We start from the raw sequence: 20,321 nt of genomic DNA, 5'->3' as shown, positions 1-20,321 counted from the left end.
GACGCCTGCGCCGGACGTGCGGGATGGCGCCGAAGCGCCTGGGTCGGGCGCCCCTTGCCCCGGCATCAGAGCGCGCCCACTTTCTCCAGCGTGGCCGCGAAACGGCGCGCGTCCTGGAAGCCGATGACGCGCGCCTCGGTCAGCTCGCGTCCGCCCGGCGCGAAGAACATGATGCCCGGCGGGCCGAACAGGCGGAAGCGCTTGAGCAGCGCGCGGTCGTCGGCGTTGTTCTGCGTGACGTCCGCCTGCACCAGCAGCATGCCGGCCATGCGCGCGGCGACCTGCGGGTCGGTGAAGGTGAAGCGTTCCATCTCTTTGCACGAGACACACCAGTCGGCATAGAAATCCAGCATGACGGGCTGCGTGCTGCGGGCCAGCAGCGCATCAAGTTCGGCGTTGTTGCGCACGCGCTGGAACCGGGCTTCGGCCACCGTGGCCGCGCCCGGCGCCCCGCTGCCGGAGGTCTCGCGCGCGGCCAGGTGCGCCAACGGCTGCAGCACGTCGCGCCCGCCGCTGACGGCGCCCACCAGCCACGCCGCGGCGGCCAACGCCAACAGCAGCCCCAGGCCCTTGCCGAACATGCGGGCCGCGCCCGCGCCTGGGGGCAGCGCGTCGAAGGCGCGCAGCATCACCGCCCCCACGACGGCCAGCAGGGCCCAGCCCAGCATCTGCGCCCACGTGGGCACGATGGGAATGACCATCCACCAGGCCGTGGCCAGCAGCAGCATGCCGAACAGGCGCTTGACGCCTTCCATCCAGGGACCGGTGCGCGGCAGCAGGGTGCCGGCCGACGCGCCCACCAGCAGCAAGGGCACGCCCATGCCCCAGGCCAGCGCGAACAACGCCGATCCGCCCAGCACGACGTCGCCCGTCTGCGAGATGTACAGCAGCGCGCCGGCCAGCGGCGCGGCCACGCAGGGCCCGACGATCAGCGCGGACACGGCGCCCATCAGCACCGCCCCCGTGACGCGCCCGCCGGGAATGCGGTTGGAACGCTCCGCCAGCCGGGCCTGCACCCCCGACGGCATCTGGAACGTGAAGGCGTCGAACATGGCCAGGGCCAGCACGGCCAGCAGCAGCGCGAAGAATCCCAGCACCCACGGCGTCTGCAGCCAGGCGGCCAGGCCGGCGCCGCTCAGGCCCGCGGCCACGCCCAGCGCCGTGTAGACCACCGACATGCCCAGCACGTAGGCCGCCGCCAGGCCCAGCCCGCGCCAGCGCGACGGCCGCTGCGCGCCGCCCAGCACCACCGAGGACAGAATGGGAATCATGGGCAGCACGCAGGGCGTGAAAGCCAAGAGCAGGCCCAGCAGCAGGAACACCCCCGCGGTCTTGAGCCAGCCCAGGCCGCCGAGCGCACCCGCCAGGCCGACGTCGCCGGCCTGCAGCAGGGAGCCCAGGCTGGTGTCAGACGAGACACCGGTCGAAGGCGCCTGCGACAGGCCCCCCTGGAAGCCCTGCGAGTCGCTGCCCGAGCCTGCCCCCTGCCCCGAGGGCGCGGAGCCCGCCAGCGGGGCTTTCTGGCCTTCCAGGGCATATCCCGCGCCCGCGGCCACCAGCTTTACCGCATGGTCCATGGGCGGATAGCACAGGCCCGCGTCGGCACAGCCCTGGCTGGTGACGGTGACGGTGAGCGGACCCTGGGCACCGGCCGCCAGCGGCACCCGGATGGCCAGGTCGCGGTGATAGACCTCCATGTCCTTGTCGAAGGTGGGATCGTGCTTGACCTCGCCCTGCGGATAGACGGGATCGCCCAGCACTACGGGCTGCGCCGGATCGGCGGCCAGCGCGAAACGCTCGCGGTACATGTAGTAGCCCGGCGCGACCTTGTAGTGCAGCTCGAGCGTGTCGGGCGCCGTCATGGCGGCGCTGAAGACGAAGGCTTTTTCGGGATCGAGGAAATCGGCCTCGGTGGCGGCCGTTGCGTGGCGGCCGGCAAGCAACGCGCACAGCGCCAGCAGGCACAGGAACGCCCAGGCGCCCAGGCGCGCTGCGTGGGAGGGGCCGATGGAAAGCGCTGCTTGCTGCCGCATGGAGTTCTCTTATTGCGCGTCTGCCGGGGGGCGGGCCTGTTCGCGTATCCAGTCCAGATACGACGCCAGGCCACCCACGACGGGCACCACGATGATCTCGGGCACCTCGTAGGGGTGCAGCCGCGCCAGCGCCCGCACCACGTCCTGCTGGCGGGCCCAGGTGGTCTTGATCGACAGCGGGATTTCCTCGGCGCCCTCGATCTCGCCCTGCCAGCGATATACGGACAGCGCCGGCACGCCAAGGTTCACGCAGGCGGCCAGGCCGTCCTCGACCAGGAGGTGGGCGATGCGCTTGGCCAGCAACAGGTCGGGCGCGTTGCTGAGGACAAGCACCGGATCGTCGTCGCGCAGCATGCAGGCTCCGGAAAAATCGGTCCGCCATGGACCGCCGGGAGTATTTTATCGATTCGGCCCACCCTCGCCCGGAGAGACCCCGCATGTCGGACGATTGCCTATTCTGCCGCATCGCGCGGCGAGAGATCCCTGCTCACGTCGTGCACGAAGACGAAGAATTGCTGGCCTTCCTGGACATCCACCCGGTGCGCCAGGGGCACGTACTGATCATCCCGCGCGCGCACCATGCGTATTTCGAGGACCTGCCGCCCGATACGGCGGCGCGCTCGCTCGCGTTGGGACAGCGCCTGGCGCGCCGCATGAAGCAGCTGTACGGCGTGCCGCGCGTGGCCTTCGCCTATACCGGCATCCACGTGGCGCACGCCCATGCGCACGTGATCCCGATGCACGATCCGCAGGACGTCACGTCGACCCAGTACATCGCGCAGCGCGACCTGACCTTCGTCATGCCGCCGCAGGCCGACGCGCGGGTGCTGGCGGAGACGGCGCAGGCGCTGCGCCAGGCTTAGCGCGCGCCGGACGCGGGCCCGCGCCCACCGTCTCGCCTACCCCGCCGCCTGCGCCAGTCCGATGGCCTGGCCGGCCTGCAGGTCCCACAGGCGGCGGAACATGCCGCCCGATTGCAGCAGCGAAGGCAGCGGACCGTCCTCCACGATCCGTCCTTCCGACAGGACCACGATGCGGTCGTACTGGGACAGCGTCGACAGCCGGTGGGCAGCCGCCAGCACGGTGCGATGGCGCATCAGCTGAACCAGCGCCTGCTTGACCAGTTCCTCGGAATGGCTGTCCAGCGCCGACGTGGCCTCGTCCAGCAGCAGGATGGGGGCGTCCTTCAGGAAGGCGCGCGCGATCCCGATGCGCTGCCGCTGGCCGCCGGACAGCGCGGCGCCCCGCTCTCCCACCATCGTCTGGTAACCCTGGCTCAGGCCCTCGATGAATTCGTCGCAGTGCGCCAGGCGTGCCGCCCGCTCCACCTCGGCGTCGCTCGCGTCGGGCCGGCCGTAGCGGATGTTCTCCATCACGGTCCGCCGGAACAGGCTGATGTCCTGCGGCACGACGGCCACGGCGGCACGCAGGCTGTCGTGCGTGACGTCCCGGATGGGCTGTCCGTCGATCAGGATGCAGCCCTCTTCCAGCACGTCGGCGCGCTGCAGCACCGACAGCAGGGTCGACTTGCCGGCGCCGGACGCGCCCACGATGCCGACCTTCTGGCCCGCGGCCACCATCAGGTTCAGGCCATCCAGCGCGAGGTGTCCGTCGGGATAGCGATAGCGCACGTGCCGCAGTTCGATGCTGCCCGCGCGCACGGCCAGCGGCCTGGCGTGCGGCAGGTCCGGGGCGCCGTGCGGCGGCGCGACCACCGACAGCATTTCCGCGATGACGCCGAAATGCTGGGCGGTCCCCACCAGGGCCAGCGCCAGGTCGCGCGAGCCATGCAGGATGCGGAACGTCAGCGCGCTGACCACGACCACGTCGCCCGGGCTGGCCGCGCCCCGCCGCCAGGACCACAGGGCCCACGCCAGCATGGACCCGGCCATCACCCACAGGAAGACGTCGTGGATGACCCGCGCCTTCTCCACGTACATCCAGCTCTTGCGCTGGGCGCGCGCTTCCAGCCCCAGTTCGCGCTCCAGGCGCGCCCGTTCGCGCTGCTGCGCGGAGAAGGCCTGCACTGCCCAGATGTTCGAGATGGCGTCGACGATCTCGCCGCCCACGCGCGCCGACTGCTCGCCATAGGCCTGGTGCAGGCGCCGCCCGCGCACGCCGAAGCCGACGATGACCACGGCCACCACCACCACGAACGCCAGCAGCGCCACCGCCATGTGCCAATCCACCAGCGTGAGCACCACGATGGCGCCGATGAAGTCCACGCACGGCGGCACGATGGACCACGTCAGCGCACCGAAGATGGCACCCGCCGATGCCGCGGTGGTCGAGATGCGATTGCCCAGCGCACCCGAGTGATGCTGGTGGAAATACCGCATCGGATGGTTGCTCAGGTGCGCGAACAGGTCGACGCGCATGTCGGCGCACGCCGACACGATGGCGCGGCAGCCCAGCCAGCCGCCGCAGCGCCACAACACCGACTCGACGGCGATCAGGCCCAGGAAGAACGTCAGGGGTGTCCAGACCGCCGCCGCCTGCCGGTCGGCGGAAGCCATCGCGTCCACGATCAGCTTCATGCCGTACTGCACGGTCACGGCGCAGCTGCCCGCCGCCACGATCACGGCCGCCAGCGTGCCGAAACTCCATGGGCGCGCCCGCACGTAGCGCCACAGGAACACCGTGGGCCGCGCGGGGATCGCGCCGGACAGGACAGATGCCATGATCAATCTCCGTGGGCTTGCGCGTGGGCGTCAAGGCCCGACGCCCACGCGGGCGCGACATGGGGCCCGGCGAACCTGTTGCGCTGTCGCCGCAGCTCCCAGGCCAGCGGCTGGCAGACGGGGCGGCTGCCGTCGGCCCACGGCAGGCCCAGCAACCCGGTCGGGCAATGGCGGTCGTCGCCCCAGCCCGGATAGTCGGTCACGGGATAGAGGCAGATGCCGGCAACCTGTGCCCCCGCCTGCTGGGCATGCGCGACCTCGTCCGCCACGTACCGCAGCCAGGGCGCGCGATCCGCGCCTTCGGCCCCCGTCTCGGACAGCAGGACGGTACGATCGTAGCGCCGCGCGATCTGCAGCAGCATCTCGCGTAGAGGTCGATAGCGGGGGTCATGGCGGGAAACGGTCGGGCCCGCGAATAACCACTGGTTGTGGGGATAATAGTTCACGCCCACGATGTCCAGATACCGCGGCTCGCCGCCCAGTTCGGGCTCGACCATGCCGCAGATCATGTCCCACGCCTGGAACTGCGTGGCACTGAGCGCCGCCGCGGCATCTTGCGTGGCGTCGTCGACCGCGTGCACGTGAATCGCGGGATCGGCCAGCACGAAGCGCGCGCGGCCATCGACCTCGGCAATCGCATCGATCGCGCGCAATGTGGCCCGCACGAGCTGGCGCTTCAACTCCTCGCCGCGTCCGCTCGTCGTAGGTCCGAAATGCTGCACCTCCCCGCCTGCCCACGACCAGTAGGAGATCTCGTTCACCGGGCAATAGAACGGCACGCCCGGCAGTTCGTCACGCACTACTTGCGCGGCCGCGGCGGCGAACCGGCCGAACTCGTCGACGAACCGCGGGCTCCAGATGTCCAGCCACTGCGGCCATCCGTAATGGCACAGGTCCCAGATGACCTGCGTGCCGTGGGCGCCCGCCGCGCGCAGCATGGGCAGCAGGCTGGACCAGTCGTAGCGGCCCGGCACGCAGCCGATGCGATGCCACCGCATGCCGTCGCGCACGGTGTGCAGGCCGTGTCCGGCCAGGGCCGCGTAATCCTGCGCGGCATGACGCGCATGCCCGGTGCTGTCCAGCAGGTCGAGCCTGCGCCCGTCGGGCATCCTGTGGCACGAACACTCGAACCCGCCCTGCAGGAAGCTGCGGAACGGCGTCAGCACTGCCGTCTCCTAGGCCGCGGCCAGGTCCGCGGACGCGCGCGGCCCGGCGCGCTCGTCCTGCATGATCACGGCATACGTGGCCAGCGCCTGGGCCACGACCTGGTCCATGTTGTAGTAGCGGTAGGTGGCCAGCCGGCCGACGAAATACACGTCCGGCTGGGCGTCCGCCAGGGCCTGGTAGCGCTTGAAGAGCTCCATGTTCCCGGGCCGCGGAATCGGATAGTAGGGATCGCCCTGGGCCGATGGGATCTCGTAGGTCACCGCGGTCTTCGGATGCTGCTGGCCCGTCAGGTGCTTGTACTCGGTGATGCGCGTATGCGGCACATCTTCGGACGGATAGTTGACCACCCCCACCGGCTGCAGCCAGGGCTGGTCCAGCGTCTCGTGCCGGAACTGCAGCGACCGATAAGGCAGTCGCCCGAAGCGATGGCCGAAGTACTCGTCGATGGGACCGGTGTAGATCAGCTTGTCGAAGCGCACGCGATCACGCACCTGGCTGAATTCGGTGTTCAGCATGACTTCGATGTTCGGATGCTCCAGCATCTTCTCGAACATCCGCGTGTACCCCTCGGCCGGCATCTGCTGGAAGCTGTCGGTGAAGTAGCGGTCGTCGAGCGACATCCGCGCCGGCACGCGTGCCGCCACCGAGCGATCGAGCTGCGAAGGATCCAGTCCCCACTGCTTGCGGGTGTATCCGCGGAAGAATTTCTCGTACAGCTCGCGGCCGATCTGCGACACCACCACGTCTTCCGAGGTCTGGACGTCGGCGACGGCCTCGGCGCGCGCGGCCAGGAAGCGGCGCGCCTGCTCGGGATCGAACGTCCGGCCATACAGGGCGCCCAGCGTGGCGAGATTGACCGGCATCGGCACCAGCTTGCCGTCGACGTGGGCCAGGACCCGATGCTCGTACGGCCGCCACTGCGTGAACCGTGACAGGTACTGGACCACCTTGTCGGAATTGGTATGGAAAATGTGCGGACCATAGCGGTGCACCAGGATGCCGTGCTCGTTATCGTGGTCGTAGGCATTGCCCGCCACGTGCGCGCGTTTGTCGATCACCAGCACGCGCTTGCCGGATGACGCGGCCAGCCGTTCCGCCAGGACGCTGCCCGCGAAACCGGCCCCCACGATGAGATAGTCGTAGCGTTCGGCCACCGGCGTGGCCGGCGGAGCCAGAGGCCGTCCGCCATTCTGCGCGGCGGGCCGCGCGGACCGTGCGTCGCGCGCCTGGTTCATCGCGTTGCGCATGCCCTGCCACGTGCGTTCCCACGACATGCTGCCCAGGATCTCGTCGGCGCTCGCCGCGACCTCGGCGGGGTCCGCCATCTCGGCCAGAGCCTCTTCCACGGCTTGCACGAACGCGTCGGCCGTTTCCGCGACGCGCACCAGCCCGCTGTGGCCATAGGTCCGCACGACGTCCACGATGGGCGTGGACACCACCGGTCGGCCGCCCGCCAGATATTCGGGCGTCTTGGTGGGGCTGATGTAGCGTGTGGACTCGTTCAACGCGAACGGCATGAGCGCGACCTCCCAACCAGCCAGGTATGCCGGTAGTTCGTCGTAGCGCTTGGCGCCCAGATAGTGGATGTTCGGCGCCTGCGGCAGCTTCGCCGGGTCGATCTTCACCACGGGGCCCACCAGCACGAGGTGCCAGTCGGGACGCAGCGCCGCCACCTTCGCGACCAGGTCCCGATCGAGGCGCTCGTCCAACACGCCATAGAAGCCGATGCGGGGACGGCCTATGCCGCGCTGGTCGGGCGGTTGCGCCACGTGGGCGCGTGCCCGCTTGAAGTGCGCCACGTCCACGCTGCTGGGATACGGGTGCACGTTCGGATGCAGCGCGCGCTTCGATTCGTACAGGCTGTAGCCTCCGGTGAAGACCACGTCCGCGCGCGCCAGCAGCCTGCGTTCGCGTTCGATCATCTCGGGCGGCGCGCCCATGAAGGCGGACAGCTCGTCCATGCAGTCGTACACCACCAGGCCGGCGGGCACGTGCGCCGAGAAGGCCATGCTCATGGGCGTGTAGTACCAGAGCACCGGCGTCTCGATCTGCTCGCGATCCAGCAGTTCGTCCAGCAATGCCTTCTGGTCCTGTTCCGCTTCCCGCTCGGTGCGCTGCGCGCCGAGGTGGGGCACGACCACGTGCACCCCGTCCAGCCTGATCCTTTCCTCCAGCCTCGGCTGGTGCTCGGCTTCGCGGATAGGCTCTTCGAGGTAGTACACCGGCAGGTCCCGCGCAAAGCGCGACATCAGGTGCTGCGGCCGCTGGTAGACGAAATCCCATCGCAAGTGCGAGAAGCAGATGATGGCGGGCCGGCGGCGGGTCAGCCAGTCGCGAGGCGCGAGCCCATTGCGCCCGCCCGCGGCATGGTCCAGGCCTTTGCTGTCAGGGGCGGATCGTTTCATTGCGGCCTCTCGGGTAGAAGTCTTGCGCGCGGAATTGGCGATCTCGCACTGCGCGCCAGTGGCCAGCATCGACCAGTAGGACGATCACCCGCGCGCCGACAGGACCGGCGCCGCCTGTGACCAGGAGGGAACTTTGCATGGGATTCTCCGAAGCTTGCACTGAGACAGTGGGCTGGGAATCCGCTACCTCTCCTGCCCGGCAACGGAAGCGCAAGCACCGTTCCCATCGTGTGGCGATGCACGGATCCATCGTTGCCGAGGGGGCGTATCAGATACGCTTGTGCGCCAGATTTGCGCGTATCCGTCAGATTTGCCGATGCTTCTTGCATAACGCGTCGGCGGCTTGCATGCCGCGACGCGACGCGCGCGACGTCACGCGCCGCAACGCAATATCGCTGATCCGTATCGTTAGTGCGTTGCGCGTCACCGGACGAGCGCCTTCGCATGGCGCAATTCCATGGCGTTTACGCCGGCCTTCCACCGTGGAAAGCGGCCGTCATGATGCTCGCTCAACCTGCCATGCTGCGTGCCGAGACTCTCTGCAGCACGCGGGATGTCGGCGCGGCGTCGTACCCCGCAGGGTTCTGCCGTTGCCAGCGCCAGCCATCGACGCACATCTCTTCCAGGGATCGCCGGGCCTTCCATCCAAGCGTCTGCTCGGCCAGGTCGGCATTGGCCCAGATCGCCGACACGTCGCCCGCCCGACGCGGCGAAACGCGCACGGCGATGCGCTGTCCGCTGGCATGCTCGAACGCGCGCACCAGCTCGTACACGCTGACGCCCTGCCCGGTGCCCAGGTTCACGGTGAGCACACCGGCGTGTGCCTGCGCATACTGCAGCGCCTTCACGTGGCCATCTGCCAGGTCCATGACGTGCAGGTAGTCGCGCACGCCGGTGCCGTCACGGGTGTCGTAGTCGTCGCCGAAGATGGCCAGATGCGGTCGCACGCCCATCGCAACCTGCGTGATGAAAGGAAAGACATTGGCGGGAATGCCGTGCGGCGACTCGCCCAGGCACCCGCTGGGGTGCGCGCCGATGGGATTGAAATAGCGCAGGTTGATCGCGCTGAACGACGGGTCGGCCGCGCCGACGTCGCGCAGCAATTCCTCGATGAACAGCTTGGTGCGTCCGTACGGGTTGGCGGGGCACACCGCGTGATGCTCCATCACGGGCATGCGCTGCGCGGCGCCATACACCGTCGCGGACGAGCTGAACACGAACCGCCGCACGCCATGCGCGCGCATGGCCTGAACCAACGTGGCGGTGCCGCAGACATTCACGTCGTAGTACATGAGCGGATCGGAAACGGATTCCGCTACCGCCTTGCAGCCCGCCAGGTGGATCACCCCATCGATGGGCGCGCCCATGCGGGACTGGGACCGGAACAGGGCATGCAGCGTCCGCTTGTCGCGCACGTCGCCCTCGATCAGCGACATGGGCGAGCCCGTCAGTTGCGCGGCCCGCTCCACCGCCACGCGATGGCCGTTGCTCAGGTTGTCCAGGACCACGCAGCGGTATCCCGCCTCGGCCAATGCCACCAGGATGTGCGATCCGATATAACCGGCTCCGCCGGTGACCAGCAGCGTACTCGCCATGAACTCCTCCGCGGCCCGGTCGCCGATCGCAGCGAGACGGGGGCTCCGGCTCTTTCCTGTGAAACGAGCCGGCAGAATGGGTGCGATGATGTTCACACGCCACCGTCGCGAGCACTATCGCCAGGAGGTTGGAGACGATCGGACGTAAGGTGGAGTCCTTATGGCCGAGGACGCCGCGATGGCGTCCTGGCCCGGTGACGCTAGTTGCGTCCGCCAGCTTGCAGCAATATCAGAAGCTCGGACGAAGGCATGACGTCCGCGTACTTGCTCGCCATGTCGAACAGGTTCACGGCATGCGATATCTGCGAGCGATCGTAGACGGCGTCCTGCGGCACGACTACCTTGTAGTTCAGCGCGCAGGCATCCACCACGGTGGCCCTCACGCAGCCGCTGGTGGTGCAGCCCGTCACCACGACGCTGTCCACGCCCAGGCCGACCAGGTAGCTTGCCAGCGCGGTGCCGTGGAATGCGCTGGCCTGATGCTTGGGAATGAGGATGTCGCCCTCCTGCGGACCGACCTCGGCAACGAAGTCGTAGTCGCGCGCGGACACGTCCATCACGCCAGGAACCTTGGCTTCGAACTGCCCCCGGTCATGCGCCCGCTTCGGCGCCACGTGGGGATACAGGACGGGCGCGCCGCGCCCGCGGAACTCGGCCAGCAGCCGCGCGATGTGCGGTACGGCGCGCCAGCCATATTCCCCGCAACTGGTGGGCATGGTCTCGATAGCCTGGTCGATGGGCAGCGGCTCGTAGCCCATCGACCGGTACTGGACGTCGATGACCAGCAGCGCCGGGCGGCGGCCGATGCCGGTCGGCGCTCCCCAGCCGGCCTTGCGATAAAGTTCGAGTTCTTCCTCGGGAACGACTCCGTCCCAGGGGCGCGGGCGGTGTACAAGTGCTTCTGTCATGATTTCACAGCTCCACGGAGGTGGCGTCGTACTGCAACAGCCAGTCGTAGCGTTCGCGAATCGCCTGCGCTGACCACTGCTTGCGGATGTAAGGCCAGGCCGTATCGCTTTCCTGCAGGTCCGGACTATGGAAAATACCGAACATATTCAGGGACTCGGCCTTCGTGCGATTCGCGCGTTCGATCCGGGCGTGCTCGTACTTCTCCAATGCACCTGGAATGTCGTGCACGCCCTGCTCCAGGCAGCGCGCAAGCACGAACGCATCCTCCATGGTCAGGTTCACGCCCATGCCCAGGTAGGGCGTCATGGAATGGCACGCGTCGCCCACCAGGGTGACCCGGCCCTTGGACCAGGCATCCAGCGGATCGCGCACGAACAGCCCCCAGCGGAACAGGTTCTCCGATCCGGTGAACAGGTCGATGATGTCCTGGTGCCAGCCCGCGAAGTCCTGCAACGCCTCGCCCAGATCGCCCTTCTCGGACCAGGACTCGGTATGCCAAGTGTCACTGTCGACCTGTGCGGAAAAGCTGACGAACATTTCGCCATTGCGCTGCACCGGATAGGTCGTGACGTGCGCCGTCGGCCCCACCCAAGTCGAAGCCAGGGGCTCACGATGCTGCGGCTTGAGCCTGCTCATCGGCGCCAGGCCGCGCCAGGCCAGCGCGCCGGTGTAGCGCGCCGGTGCGGGGCCGAACAACGACTGGCGCACCCGGGAATGCGCGCCGTCGCAGCCGACCACCACGTCGCCCTCGACATGGCTTCCGTCGTCCAGAAGCAGTCGCGCGCGTCCGTCTACCGTATCGGCGCCCACCGACCGCACGCCGAAATGCACCGCGTCCGGCTTGATGGCGATGACCGCCTCATACAGGACGCGCTGCAGTTCCGCCCGCAGGACCTGGATCAGCGTATGGTCTGCCTTCGACGCGTCGGGCCCGCGGTTGTACACCGACAGTCCCTCCCCGGTTCTCCAGTATCGGATCAGCCGATCCCGCGGCGGCAGGTTGATGCGTTCGAGCTGCGCCTTCAGGCCTAGCGCCGCCATGACTTTCGCGCCGTTGGCCGAGATCCACAATCCCGCGCCGACCTCGCGCAGTTCCGCGGACTGCTCATAGACGTCCACGTCAAAGCCTTTCTTCAGCAGGGCGAGCGCAAGGGTCAGGCCCCCCATGCCCGCACCTGCGACGACCACGTGGGGGCCGGGGCGAGTACTCTTGGATTCAGACATTCATGCCTCTATTGGTAATGGGATGGGTTGTGGATGAGGTCCATGATGGCCTCGAGAATCTTCACGTAGCCGGTACACCGGCAGACGTTGCCGCGCAGGTAGTGGCGCACCATGTCTTCCGACGGCGTCTCGTGCCGGGCCAACATGGCCTTGACGGCGAGGATCATCCCGGGAGTGCAGAACCCGCATTGCAGGGCGCCGTGTGCGATGAACGCCTTCTGCACGGGGTCCAGCCGCTTTCCTTGCGCCACGCCTTCGATGGTCGTCACGGCCCGGTCGTGCACGTCGGCGCACAGCGTCGTGCAGCTGGAGGCGGGATTGCCGTCGACGAGCACCGTGCAGGCGCCGCAGACCTGCACGTCGCAGGACCGCTTGGTGCCCTTGAGATTCAGGCGGTCGCGCAGCACGTCTATCAGCATGTCGCACGGCTCGACCTCGAGGCTGGCCGGTGCGCCATTGAGCTTGAAATCGACACGCATCATGGGAATATCGCTTTTGGTCTCGCTCATGGCAGGCACGCCCTGATGGCTCGTTCGGCAAGGACGGACACGAGATGGCGCTTGTAGTCCGCGCCTCCGTGCAGGTCGTCATGGGTATCGATCGCGTCGGCATCCGCCGCGACCGCCTCTCGCAGCCGCTCCCATGTCTGCTGGGGCGCAAGATCCGCAGGGAGCTCGGCGGCCGCCTCTTCCGCGCGCTGCAGCCGGCCGGGCATGGCCGATAACGCGCCTGCCCAGAGGCTGAGGCGTTGCGGATTGTCCGTCGACCAGACGGCGGCGACGCCGACCGCCGGCCGCTCGGTATGCCCGAAGGCCCGGTAGGCGGACCGCGTTCCGGAAGACGGGGGCGCGATCTCGATCGACGCCAGAATTTCGTCGTCTTCGCGGCAAGTCGCGAATTCCCCGAGCTGGAAATCCCGGGAGGGAACCTCGCGTTCTCCCGTGGGACCCGCCAGGACCACCCAGGCGTCCAGCGCACAAAGCATGGTGGGCGCGTCGGCATGGGGCTCGGCAAAGCAGAGCACGCCTCCCAGTGTGCCGGCAATCCGCACGCGGATATTCGCGACGTGTTCGCTCAGCTCGGCATAGCCGGGCAGCGACTCACGCACGATCGGGTCATTGGCGATCGTGTCGTGCGTGGTCAACGCGCCGATGGAGATGGTGCCGTCGCTTCTGCGTCGCACGCCCCGCAACTGCGCGATCTGCTTGAGGTCGATCACGTGGTCGTATTGCAGGACGTGGGCCTTCAAGGCCACCAACAGCTCCGTCCCGCCCGCGTGGAACGTGGCGGCGTCGCCATGTTCCGCTTTCAGGGCAAGGGCTTCGCCAAGACTGGCCGGCCGATGGAGAACGAATTTCCGAGCACGCATCAGCTTCCCCGCCTTCCCAGGCTGGCGGCCGCGCCCAGCAATGGCGCGGCCAGCCACCACCAGGCCGATTGGCCGAACGCCACGGCGCCATGGGCGACGCCGACGGCAACGGCCACGTTGATGCCCAGCCGGGGCCACAGGAATACCAGTTCGACCGCGCCGCTGCCGGATGCGCGTCCGGCCGGTGCGGCACGCGGCGGTGGAGCTTGCAGTGCCTCGCGCGGTTGCGGGGCCACGGATGGCACGGCGGCTCCGCCGCCGGCGGGAAGCGGCGGCGCGGCCTTCGCCGCGGCCTGGGCAAGCGGCGCGGGGCCGTGCGCTGGCCTGGATTCATGCGCAGGCGCCTGCGTGCCATCCATCGCCGCCAGTTCGGCCCGCAGGCGCGCCTCGAATTCGGCGAACAGCTGCTCCGACCGCTTGCGCACGATCGGGTAGCCCAGGGAGGCCAGCCGGCCCGCGACCTGCATGCTGGCCACGACATCCAGCTTGCACTGAACCGCTTCGCCGTCGCGCTGTTCCTCCAGCTGGACCGCCATGGCCACGTCGATGGTGGTGCCCGTGGCCTTGTCGCTGCCAAGCGCCCGCAGCGAGACCTGGCGTTCGAGATCATAGGAATCGATGGTGATGCGCGTCGGCACCTCCAGCTTGAAGGGCCCGATCTTCTGCCGCATCACGGCGGAGAACACCTCGAGCTTCTCCACTTCCACGACGTCCTCGCAGCCGGGAATCAGCGTGGCCACCCGCTTTACGTCGAAGAAGATCGCCCAGAGCTGCGATGCGGTGGCGGGTAGTAGTGCGTCGATTTTGAAGTCCATGACGTCGTCTCATTTATTGGTTGATTGCTTGTCTCTCAAGGCGCGCCATACGCGTTCCGGTGTGAGCGGCAATTCCTTCAGCCTGATCCCCCACCCTTGGAATAGGGCATTGGCCACGGCCGGCGCAACGGGAAGAATGGCCCCCTCCCCGCCCCCGCGCGCACCGAAGGGGCCTGGCCCATCGCCGCTTTCGAGCAAGGCCGTTCCCACGCGTTCCGGCACGTCCTCCATCGTGGGCACCTTGTAGTCGAACAGGGTTCCGTTCACGACCTGCCCGTCCTCGTACACGTATTCTTCGGACAGCGTATGGCCCAGCCCCATCACCATGGCGCCCTCGTCCTGGCCTTGTGCCGCCTTGGGATTCATCACGTGACCCAGATCGGCCGCGCCGCCCACGCGCAATATCCGGATGGCTCCGGTGCCTTCATCCAGGCCGATCTCGAATGCCCCGGCGCCCGTTTCCCAGAACAGGGGCTGGAGCTTGAAGCGGCCCTCATGAGTACTCGGATTCACCCGGCCGACGCCGAGGAACTCGCCGGCAGCCATGCCGTTGAAGCGCCGCAACAGCTCCATGAGCGCGATCGTTCCGTCGGGGCCCTGCACGCCGCCCTCGACCAGCACGTAATCGTCGGCAGCGCCGCCCAGCACGTCGGCCGCGGTTTCCCGCACCTGGCGCACGATGTCCTCGCAGGCCATCTGCACCGCCAGGCCGATGATGACCGTCGATCGGCTCGCCCCCGTGCCCCAGTCGTACGGGGCCTGCAACGTATCGGGCTGCGCAACGGCCACGCTTCGAAGCGGCTGGTCCAACGCCTTGGCGGCGATGATGCGCAGCACGCCGCGGCTGCCCTGCCCGATCTCAACCGTGTTGGCCGAGACGTTCACCGATCCGTCCGCCCGCAGCCGGACGATGGCGCCGCCGATCGGCATGATCCCCGGATCCGTCGCGCCCACGGCCACGCCCAAGCCCCTGCGGCCCGCGTGCCTCGGCTCCGGCAGCTTGCGCAGGGTGTCCAGCGCAGCGCTGAGCGAGCGCCGCATGTCCACGTCGATGGGCCTCAGATCGTGCTTGAGGGTCTGGCCCTTCTGCGCCAGGTTGTGCATCCGGAACTCGATCGGGTCATGGCCCAGTGCGTCGGCGATGATGTCCATCTGCGACTCGGTCGCCCACACCGCCTGGGGTCCGCCGATCGACCGGAACGCGGCGCCCGGCACGGTGTTCGTATAGACGCCGACGGCCTCGAGACGGAGATTCGGGATGTGATAAGGCCCGATTGCCCGAATCGCGGCCTTTACGGCGATGGCGGGCCCGGTATCCGCATAGGCGCCGCCGTTGAGCACGGCGCGCACGGTCTTCGCCACGATGGTGCCGCTGGCATCCACGGCTGTCTTGAGCGTGATTTCGGCATCCAGGCGGCGACACGTCAGCATTGATTCGGAGATCGTCAGACAGATCCTCACGGGCGCGCGGGCCTTCCACGACAGTGCCGCCGCCAGCGGGTCGATCTTCACCGAGGCCTTGCCCCCGAATCCGCCCCCCACATAAGGCGAATGCACCCGCACGCAGGCCAGCGGTATGCCGAGGATTTCGGAGCAGACGCGCTGGATGGCCGTGGGCGTCTGGCCGCCGCTCCAGAGCTCCAGCGAACCAGGCTTCCAATGGGCCACGCACACGTGCGGCTCCATGGCGTAATGAAAGACCATGGGGAAGCTGAAGGTGTCTTCGAAGATCCGGACGTCTCCCTGGAAGACACGGTCGACGTCGCCGCTTTCGTAAGTCCATTGCTGGAACTGGTTGGTGCCCTCCACAGGTGTGCACTGCCCCCTGAAGTAATAGTCCTTGAGGACGTCCATCTGGTCATGGACCAGCGCGGCGCCTTCGGCAAGCGCCTGCTTCGCGGTGGTCGAATGCGGCAGCGTCTCGTAGGCAACCACGATGGCGTCGACTGCCCGTTCCGCGGTGGCTTCGTCGACGGCCGCCACCGCGGCGACCGGGTCTCCGACGTACCGCACCTTTTCCAATGCAATGACCGGGCGGTCGCGCAGGGACAATCCCCAGCGGATTTCGGTGCCCGGCAGATCCTTCAGGTCGTCGCCCGTGAGGATGGCGACCACGCCCGGGATGGCCAGCGCGGCGCTCGTGTCGAGCTTCGCGATGCGGGCATGCGGCACAGTGCTGCGCAGGATTTTCCCGTGCAGCATGTCCGGCACCACGACGTCGCTTGCATAGATCGCCGTGCCGGTGACCTTCTCCAGGTAATCGGCGCGAGGCTCGGCGCTCAAGGAGAACTGGGGCTTGGAGTGCATGGCTGGCCCGTCTCAATCTTCAAGCGAGATCTTCGACTGCGTGATGACCTCCTTCCACATCGCGGTCTCGGCAGACTGGCGCTTCACGACTTCCTCGGGCGTGCTGGACGTAGGCTCCACGCCGACGACGCTCATCCGTTCCTTGACCTCTTTCGAAGCCATCGTCTTGGCGATCTCAGGCACGACCTTGTCGATCACCGCGCGGGGCACGCCCTTGGGCGCATACAGCGCGAACCAGGTCGTGGCCTCGAAGCCGGGCAGCGCGGCCTCGCCGAGCGTGGGAACGTCGGGCAGGGCCTCCGAGCGTTTGGCAGTCGTGACGGCCAGCGCCTTTAGCTTGCCGGCACGGATGTACGACAGCACGGCCGGCCCCTGTTCGATGACCATGACGACGCGTTCTGCGATCAGGTCGACGACCATCGGTCCGCTTCCCTTGTATTGCACCGGGAACAGGTCGACTCCCGCGCGCTGCTTGAAGAGTTCCATGAACACGTGCTGCGAGGTACCGGTGCCCGCCGATCCGTAACCGAACTTGCCGGGATTCTTCTTTAGATAGGCGATCAACTCCTGGATGGAATTGACCGGCAGCGCCGCGGGTACGACCACGTATGAGGGATTGACGCCGAGCAGCGAGACGGGCTCGATCTTCTGGTAGACGCCTTCCATCCGCTTGCTCAGCAGGGGCAACACGGAAAACATGGACGACGCGCCGATCAGCATGGTGTACCCGTCCGCCTGCGCGCGAGAAACGTAGTCCGCACCGATGATCCCGGAAGCCCCGGCGCGGTTTTCCACCACCACAGGCTGGCCCATCTGACCCAGGCCCGCGGCCACCGAGCGCGCGTACAGATCCGTGGCGCCACCCGGCGGATAAGGGGCGACGAGCGTGATGGGCTTGTCGGGGTACGTTTCAGCGCGAGCGACGCCTGTAAAGCAGAGCCCACACAACACACTGGCGAACAGCCATTTCCAGTTTCCAATACTCATAGTTCACACCCTTGGAACGTTATAGAGACGATGGCCTGACCCCACCGGGATGACACGATCGTTCTGTGGAGAGGAACTACATTCTGCTAAACGGTACGCTACAATGTCAACTGGGACATGTACTACACCGAGTCAACAAAATGTCGGAAGCACCGGAAAGCGACGCGAAAGCGGGTGGGGTCGCGGCAGTGGAGCGGGCGATTGCAATCCTGAACGCCTTCCATGCGGGCGATGCGTCGCTATCGCTCAATGAGATCGCGCGACGGACCAAGATGTATAAAAGCACCATCCTCAGGCTGCTTTCCACCTTGGTCCAGGAACGCTGCATCGTCCGCTTGGACGACGGCAGCTACCAACTCGGTTCGATACTTTTGCATTGGGGCGGGCTGTATCAATCGGCGCTGCGCCTGGACGACCATGTTCCGCCGATGCTGCGCCGGCTGGTGCAGGACACCGAGGAAGGCGCCTCTTTCTTCACGCGGGAGGGCGACCACCGCGTCTGCCTGTTCCGGGTGGACTCGCCGCGCTCGATTCGCGACCACATCCGCACCGGGGACCTCGTGCCGCTGGACAAGGGGGCGGCGGGCCGGGTGCTTATCGCGTTCGATCCCGTCCTCACACCCACTGCCCAAGCTCCGGCGCAGCCCTACATCATCACGATCGGCGAACGCGAACCGGACATCGCCGCGATCGCGGCGCCGGTATTCGGACCGCAGAACACCTTGCGCGGAGCACTGGCCATCTCGGGACCGGCGCCGCGTTTCTCGGCGGAGCGGCTTCCGGCCATGACCGCGCATCTGCTGGCCGTGGCCGCCGAACTGACGCGTCGCCTGGGCGGCGATGCCACGCCATTCGTCAGTAGGCAGGCAAGCGACGCGCCGGCCGCGCTGGGAGCGACCGCCGGCTGATGCGTGCCGGCGTCAAGCGTGGCGATCAACCCGCATCGCCGGGTGGATCACTTCCCCGTCCTTCAGTATCTGCGTGTCGTCCAGCCAAAGGCTGCAGCGACGCATCGGCAGGTCGAGATGGCAGGCGGTGTCGTTGGTTCCCCCCACTTCCAGGTTCGGTCCCAGCGAGAAAAGCACGTTGCCGTAGAAGGCCAGAGCATTCATCACGTGCTCGGCCGGGAGCTGGCGAGTCACCGAGAACTGGTACCAGCGCGCTTTTTCATTGAGCCCCCATCCGATGTGGGAGATCGCGTAGGCGCGGTCGTCGTTGAAGCTCTTGATGTAGCTGTCGAGGAGCTGGGCGTCCACCCCGGCGCCAGATATGTCCACGACCTGGCCGTCGCGGATTTTCATGGTGACCGGCGACTCCACGTACTTCTTGAAGGCGCACAGTATGTCGCCAGGCTGCAGGACGACCGTGCCGTCGACGCCGCCATCGTTGCCCTGCGTGAACGAAAAGCCCGACGGGAAATGGTCCCAGCGGCCGCGCTCGTAGGTGTAGCCGTATTCCGAGATCACTGGGTACTGGCCCAATTGATACGTCACGTCAGTGCCGGCTTCGGAGGTGAAGCGCAGCACCTTTGCCTGCTCGAGCATGCCTTTGGCGTGTTCGACGCGGCGTCGCAGGTCCGGGGTGGGGAACATCTGCTTCAGGACGTGAAACGGCTCCATCACGCGAAGAATGCGTACGCCGGCGGCCTGGATCTCAGCCTGTTCTCGCGAGAACAGCAGGCCCACCATGTCGATCAGCATGTCTGCGGACTTGATCGTGCGCATTGCCAGTGCGTTGCCCACCAAGGGATGCCGACCCTGGACTCCTACCGCGTTCTGCTGGTTGCGACGCACGTTCAGGTTGAACGTCGTCGCCCCCAGGCTCTGGGCAGCCGCCATGAAGGCGTACGCGTTTTCCAGCCATTCATCGCCAGCGGTCAACACCACCACAGTTTCGCCGGCCTTGACGCCGCACAGGCGGAGTTCCTCCGTGAACAGATCCAGTACTTCCGCGTCGAGTTTCAATTGCGCTTCCTTTCCATAGTCTCTAGGAGTCGGGCAAGCATGTCGCCCAGGGCTTGCTTGAACAGGTCGAAATTCTCTGCTTGCATCTGGTGGCCCACGCCGGCCAGGCGCCTGACGGACAGGTCGCCGCGCGCCTCGCGCATCTGAGCGACATCGTCCTCGGAAACCACGCCCCCCTCACCCGCGCACAACAATGACAGCGCAGCGTCTGCGCCGGCGATGTCCGCATAGATGTCTTCGCCATGGAAATCGTCGTAGGTCACGTGCACGGCACGCTCATCGCAGGTGGCCAGCCATTCAGCGCGCAGGGCCTGCAGCGCCGGCGGCCAAGGCATTCCTGCGCCCTGCCGCATTGCCTCGAGCGCCTCACCCCGATGGGCGGCGCGCAGCAGGCCCAGCGTCCTGGACTTCGGTACCGGATACGGCCGCCGCCCGGGCCCGCTGGTGGGCGGATCGACCAGCACCAACGCGGCTATCACGCCCGGTGACCGGGCGGCGGCGCGCAAACCGATTCTCGCCCCCATGGAGTGGCCCACCACGATGGGGGCCGGCATCCGCATCGCCTGAATGAACGCCGTCACATCGCCGGCGCAGGCGTCCACGCCGTAGTCCAGATGCGGGCCGGCTTCCGACAACCCCCGCCCGCGAACGTCCAGGATGTAGCAGTCGTAGTGTTCGGACAGCCACGCGCCGACATGGCGCCAGAGGATGGCGGGACTGACGATGCCCGGCACGATGACCACGCAAGGGCCGGCGCCAGGAAAATGCAGATAGTGCTGGCGTATGCCATTGGCGCGCAGATGCGCGCCTTCTCCTCGATTCATGGCGCCTCCTCAGGGGCGTTCAAGCTGCCAGGGCCGGCCTC

At 67.4% G+C, this 20,321-nt stretch carries 17 protein-coding genes; 2 read left to right on the top strand and 15 right to left on the bottom strand.

Annotation, left to right across the window (positions count from 1 at the left end; genetic code table 11):
* Positions 1–65 precede the first annotated feature (65 nt).
* Together dsbD and cutA are read right to left on the bottom strand one after the other, a co-directional pair.
* The gene (dsbD, locus tag FS845_RS16775; protein ID WP_144637316.1) at positions 66–2,033 is read right to left on the bottom strand and encodes a protein-disulfide reductase DsbD; all 1,968 of its coding nucleotides are present in this window, start codon (positions 2,031–2,033) and stop codon (positions 66–68) included.
* A gap of 9 nt (positions 2,034–2,042) precedes the next feature.
* Positions 2,043–2,387, bottom strand: coding sequence for a divalent-cation tolerance protein CutA (gene cutA, locus FS845_RS16770; protein ID WP_144637314.1), 345 nt, complete (start codon positions 2,385–2,387; stop codon positions 2,043–2,045).
* Between the two features lie 83 nt (positions 2,388–2,470).
* Between cutA and FS845_RS16765 the strand changes: the two genes are divergently transcribed.
* Positions 2,471–2,896, top strand: coding sequence for an HIT family protein (locus FS845_RS16765; protein WP_144637312.1), 426 nt, complete (start codon positions 2,471–2,473; stop codon positions 2,894–2,896).
* A 36-nt stretch (positions 2,897–2,932) separates the two neighbouring features.
* Here FS845_RS16765 and FS845_RS16760 read toward each other — a convergent pair whose 3' ends face one another.
* From FS845_RS16760 to FS845_RS16710, 11 genes are all read right to left on the bottom strand, one after another.
* Positions 2,933–4,714: an ABC transporter ATP-binding protein gene (locus tag FS845_RS16760; RefSeq protein ID WP_144637310.1), complete on the bottom strand. Its 1,782-nt coding sequence runs from the start codon at positions 4,712–4,714 to the stop codon at positions 2,933–2,935.
* Between the two features lie 2 nt (positions 4,715–4,716).
* Positions 4,717–5,880 carry a beta-glucosidase gene (locus FS845_RS16755; RefSeq protein ID WP_144637308.1) on the bottom strand — a complete coding sequence of 388 codons (1,164 nt, stop codon included), beginning with the start codon at positions 5,878–5,880 and terminating at the stop codon, positions 4,717–4,719.
* Positions 5,881–5,889: 9 nt separating this feature from the next.
* Positions 5,890–8,286 carry a UDP-galactopyranose mutase gene (gene glf / locus FS845_RS26915; RefSeq protein WP_222129997.1) on the bottom strand — a complete coding sequence of 799 codons (2,397 nt, stop codon included), beginning with the start codon at positions 8,284–8,286 and terminating at the stop codon, positions 5,890–5,892.
* Between the two features lie 509 nt (positions 8,287–8,795).
* Positions 8,796–9,881, bottom strand: coding sequence for a UDP-glucose 4-epimerase GalE (gene galE, locus FS845_RS16745; RefSeq protein WP_144637306.1), 1,086 nt, complete (start codon positions 9,879–9,881; stop codon positions 8,796–8,798).
* Between the two features lie 200 nt (positions 9,882–10,081).
* Positions 10,082–10,789, bottom strand: coding sequence for an isochorismatase family protein (locus tag FS845_RS16740; protein WP_144637304.1), 708 nt, complete (start codon positions 10,787–10,789; stop codon positions 10,082–10,084).
* A 4-nt stretch (positions 10,790–10,793) separates the two neighbouring features.
* On the bottom strand, positions 10,794–12,014 hold the full coding sequence (locus FS845_RS16735) for an FAD-dependent oxidoreductase (RefSeq protein WP_144637302.1): 1,221 nt from the start codon (positions 12,012–12,014) through the stop codon (positions 10,794–10,796).
* 8 nt (positions 12,015–12,022) lie between these two features.
* Positions 12,023–12,523 (bottom strand): (2Fe-2S)-binding protein, encoded by a 501-nt coding sequence (locus FS845_RS16730; protein ID WP_260986313.1) that lies wholly within the window; start codon positions 12,521–12,523, stop codon positions 12,023–12,025.
* On the bottom strand, positions 12,520–13,383 hold the full coding sequence (locus tag FS845_RS16725; RefSeq protein ID WP_144637300.1) for an FAD binding domain-containing protein: 864 nt from the start codon (positions 13,381–13,383) through the stop codon (positions 12,520–12,522). The genes FS845_RS16730 and FS845_RS16725 overlap by 4 nt, the downstream gene beginning before the upstream one ends.
* Positions 13,383–14,198 carry a CoxG family protein gene (locus FS845_RS16720; protein ID WP_144637298.1) on the bottom strand — a complete coding sequence of 272 codons (816 nt, stop codon included), beginning with the start codon at positions 14,196–14,198 and terminating at the stop codon, positions 13,383–13,385. Before FS845_RS16720 ends, FS845_RS16725 begins: the two co-directional genes overlap by 1 nt.
* A gap of 9 nt (positions 14,199–14,207) precedes the next feature.
* Positions 14,208–16,505, bottom strand: coding sequence for a xanthine dehydrogenase family protein molybdopterin-binding subunit (locus FS845_RS16715; RefSeq protein WP_144637296.1), 2,298 nt, complete (start codon positions 16,503–16,505; stop codon positions 14,208–14,210).
* 12 nt (positions 16,506–16,517) lie between these two features.
* The gene (locus FS845_RS16710) at positions 16,518–17,492 is read right to left on the bottom strand and encodes a Bug family tripartite tricarboxylate transporter substrate binding protein (protein ID WP_144637294.1); all 975 of its coding nucleotides are present in this window, start codon (positions 17,490–17,492) and stop codon (positions 16,518–16,520) included.
* 140 nt (positions 17,493–17,632) lie between these two features.
* Here FS845_RS16710 and FS845_RS16705 point away from each other — a divergent pair, with 140 nt between their 5' ends.
* Positions 17,633–18,400: an IclR family transcriptional regulator gene (locus tag FS845_RS16705; protein ID WP_144637292.1), complete on the top strand. Its 768-nt coding sequence runs from the start codon at positions 17,633–17,635 to the stop codon at positions 18,398–18,400.
* Positions 18,401–18,412: 12 nt separating this feature from the next.
* Here the strand turns inward: FS845_RS16705 and FS845_RS16700 are convergent, their stop codons facing one another.
* Positions 18,413–19,456 (bottom strand): leucyl aminopeptidase, encoded by a 1,044-nt coding sequence (locus FS845_RS16700; RefSeq protein ID WP_186332313.1) that lies wholly within the window; start codon positions 19,454–19,456, stop codon positions 18,413–18,415.
* Positions 19,453–20,280 carry an alpha/beta fold hydrolase gene (locus FS845_RS16695; protein WP_144637290.1) on the bottom strand — a complete coding sequence of 276 codons (828 nt, stop codon included), beginning with the start codon at positions 20,278–20,280 and terminating at the stop codon, positions 19,453–19,455. The genes FS845_RS16700 and FS845_RS16695 overlap by 4 nt, the downstream gene beginning before the upstream one ends.
* Positions 20,281–20,321 lie beyond the last annotated feature (41 nt).

The organism is Bordetella genomosp. 13, from assembly GCF_007679965.1.
Taxonomy (GTDB): domain Bacteria; phylum Pseudomonadota; class Gammaproteobacteria; order Burkholderiales; family Burkholderiaceae_B; genus Bordetella.
The sequence above is the reverse complement of the archived record's forward strand: the minus strand, read 5'-3'. Positions and strand labels throughout refer to the sequence as shown.

Bases quoted from the DNA above. Each gene is read 5' to 3' on its own strand.
- dsbD (WP_144637316.1), bottom strand. From the start codon at position 2,033: ATGCGGCAGCAAGCAGCGCTTTCCATCGGCCCCTCCCACGCAGCGCGC.
- cutA (WP_144637314.1), bottom strand. From the start codon at position 2,387: ATGCTGCGCGACGACGATCCGGTGCTTGTCCTCAGCAACGCGCCCGAC.
- FS845_RS16765 (WP_144637312.1), top strand. From the start codon at position 2,471: ATGTCGGACGATTGCCTATTCTGCCGCATCGCGCGGCGAGAGATCCCT.
- FS845_RS16760 (WP_144637310.1), bottom strand. From the start codon at position 4,714: ATGGCATCTGTCCTGTCCGGCGCGATCCCCGCGCGGCCCACGGTGTTC.
- glf (WP_222129997.1), bottom strand. From the start codon at position 8,286: ATGAAACGATCCGCCCCTGACAGCAAAGGCCTGGACCATGCCGCGGGC.
- galE (WP_144637306.1), bottom strand. From the start codon at position 9,881: ATGGCGAGTACGCTGCTGGTCACCGGCGGAGCCGGTTATATCGGATCG.
- FS845_RS16740 (WP_144637304.1), bottom strand. From the start codon at position 10,789: ATGACAGAAGCACTTGTACACCGCCCGCGCCCCTGGGACGGAGTCGTT.
- FS845_RS16735 (WP_144637302.1), bottom strand. From the start codon at position 12,014: ATGTCTGAATCCAAGAGTACTCGCCCCGGCCCCCACGTGGTCGTCGCA.
- FS845_RS16730 (WP_260986313.1), bottom strand. From the start codon at position 12,523: ATGAGCGAGACCAAAAGCGATATTCCCATGATGCGTGTCGATTTCAAG.
- FS845_RS16725 (WP_144637300.1), bottom strand. From the start codon at position 13,383: ATGCGTGCTCGGAAATTCGTTCTCCATCGGCCGGCCAGTCTTGGCGAA.
- FS845_RS16720 (WP_144637298.1), bottom strand. From the start codon at position 14,198: ATGGACTTCAAAATCGACGCACTACTACCCGCCACCGCATCGCAGCTC.
- FS845_RS16715 (WP_144637296.1), bottom strand. From the start codon at position 16,505: ATGCACTCCAAGCCCCAGTTCTCCTTGAGCGCCGAGCCTCGCGCCGAT.
- FS845_RS16710 (WP_144637294.1), bottom strand. From the start codon at position 17,492: ATGAGTATTGGAAACTGGAAATGGCTGTTCGCCAGTGTGTTGTGTGGG.
- FS845_RS16705 (WP_144637292.1), top strand. From the start codon at position 17,633: ATGTCGGAAGCACCGGAAAGCGACGCGAAAGCGGGTGGGGTCGCGGCA.
- FS845_RS16695 (WP_144637290.1), bottom strand. From the start codon at position 20,280: ATGAATCGAGGAGAAGGCGCGCATCTGCGCGCCAATGGCATACGCCAG.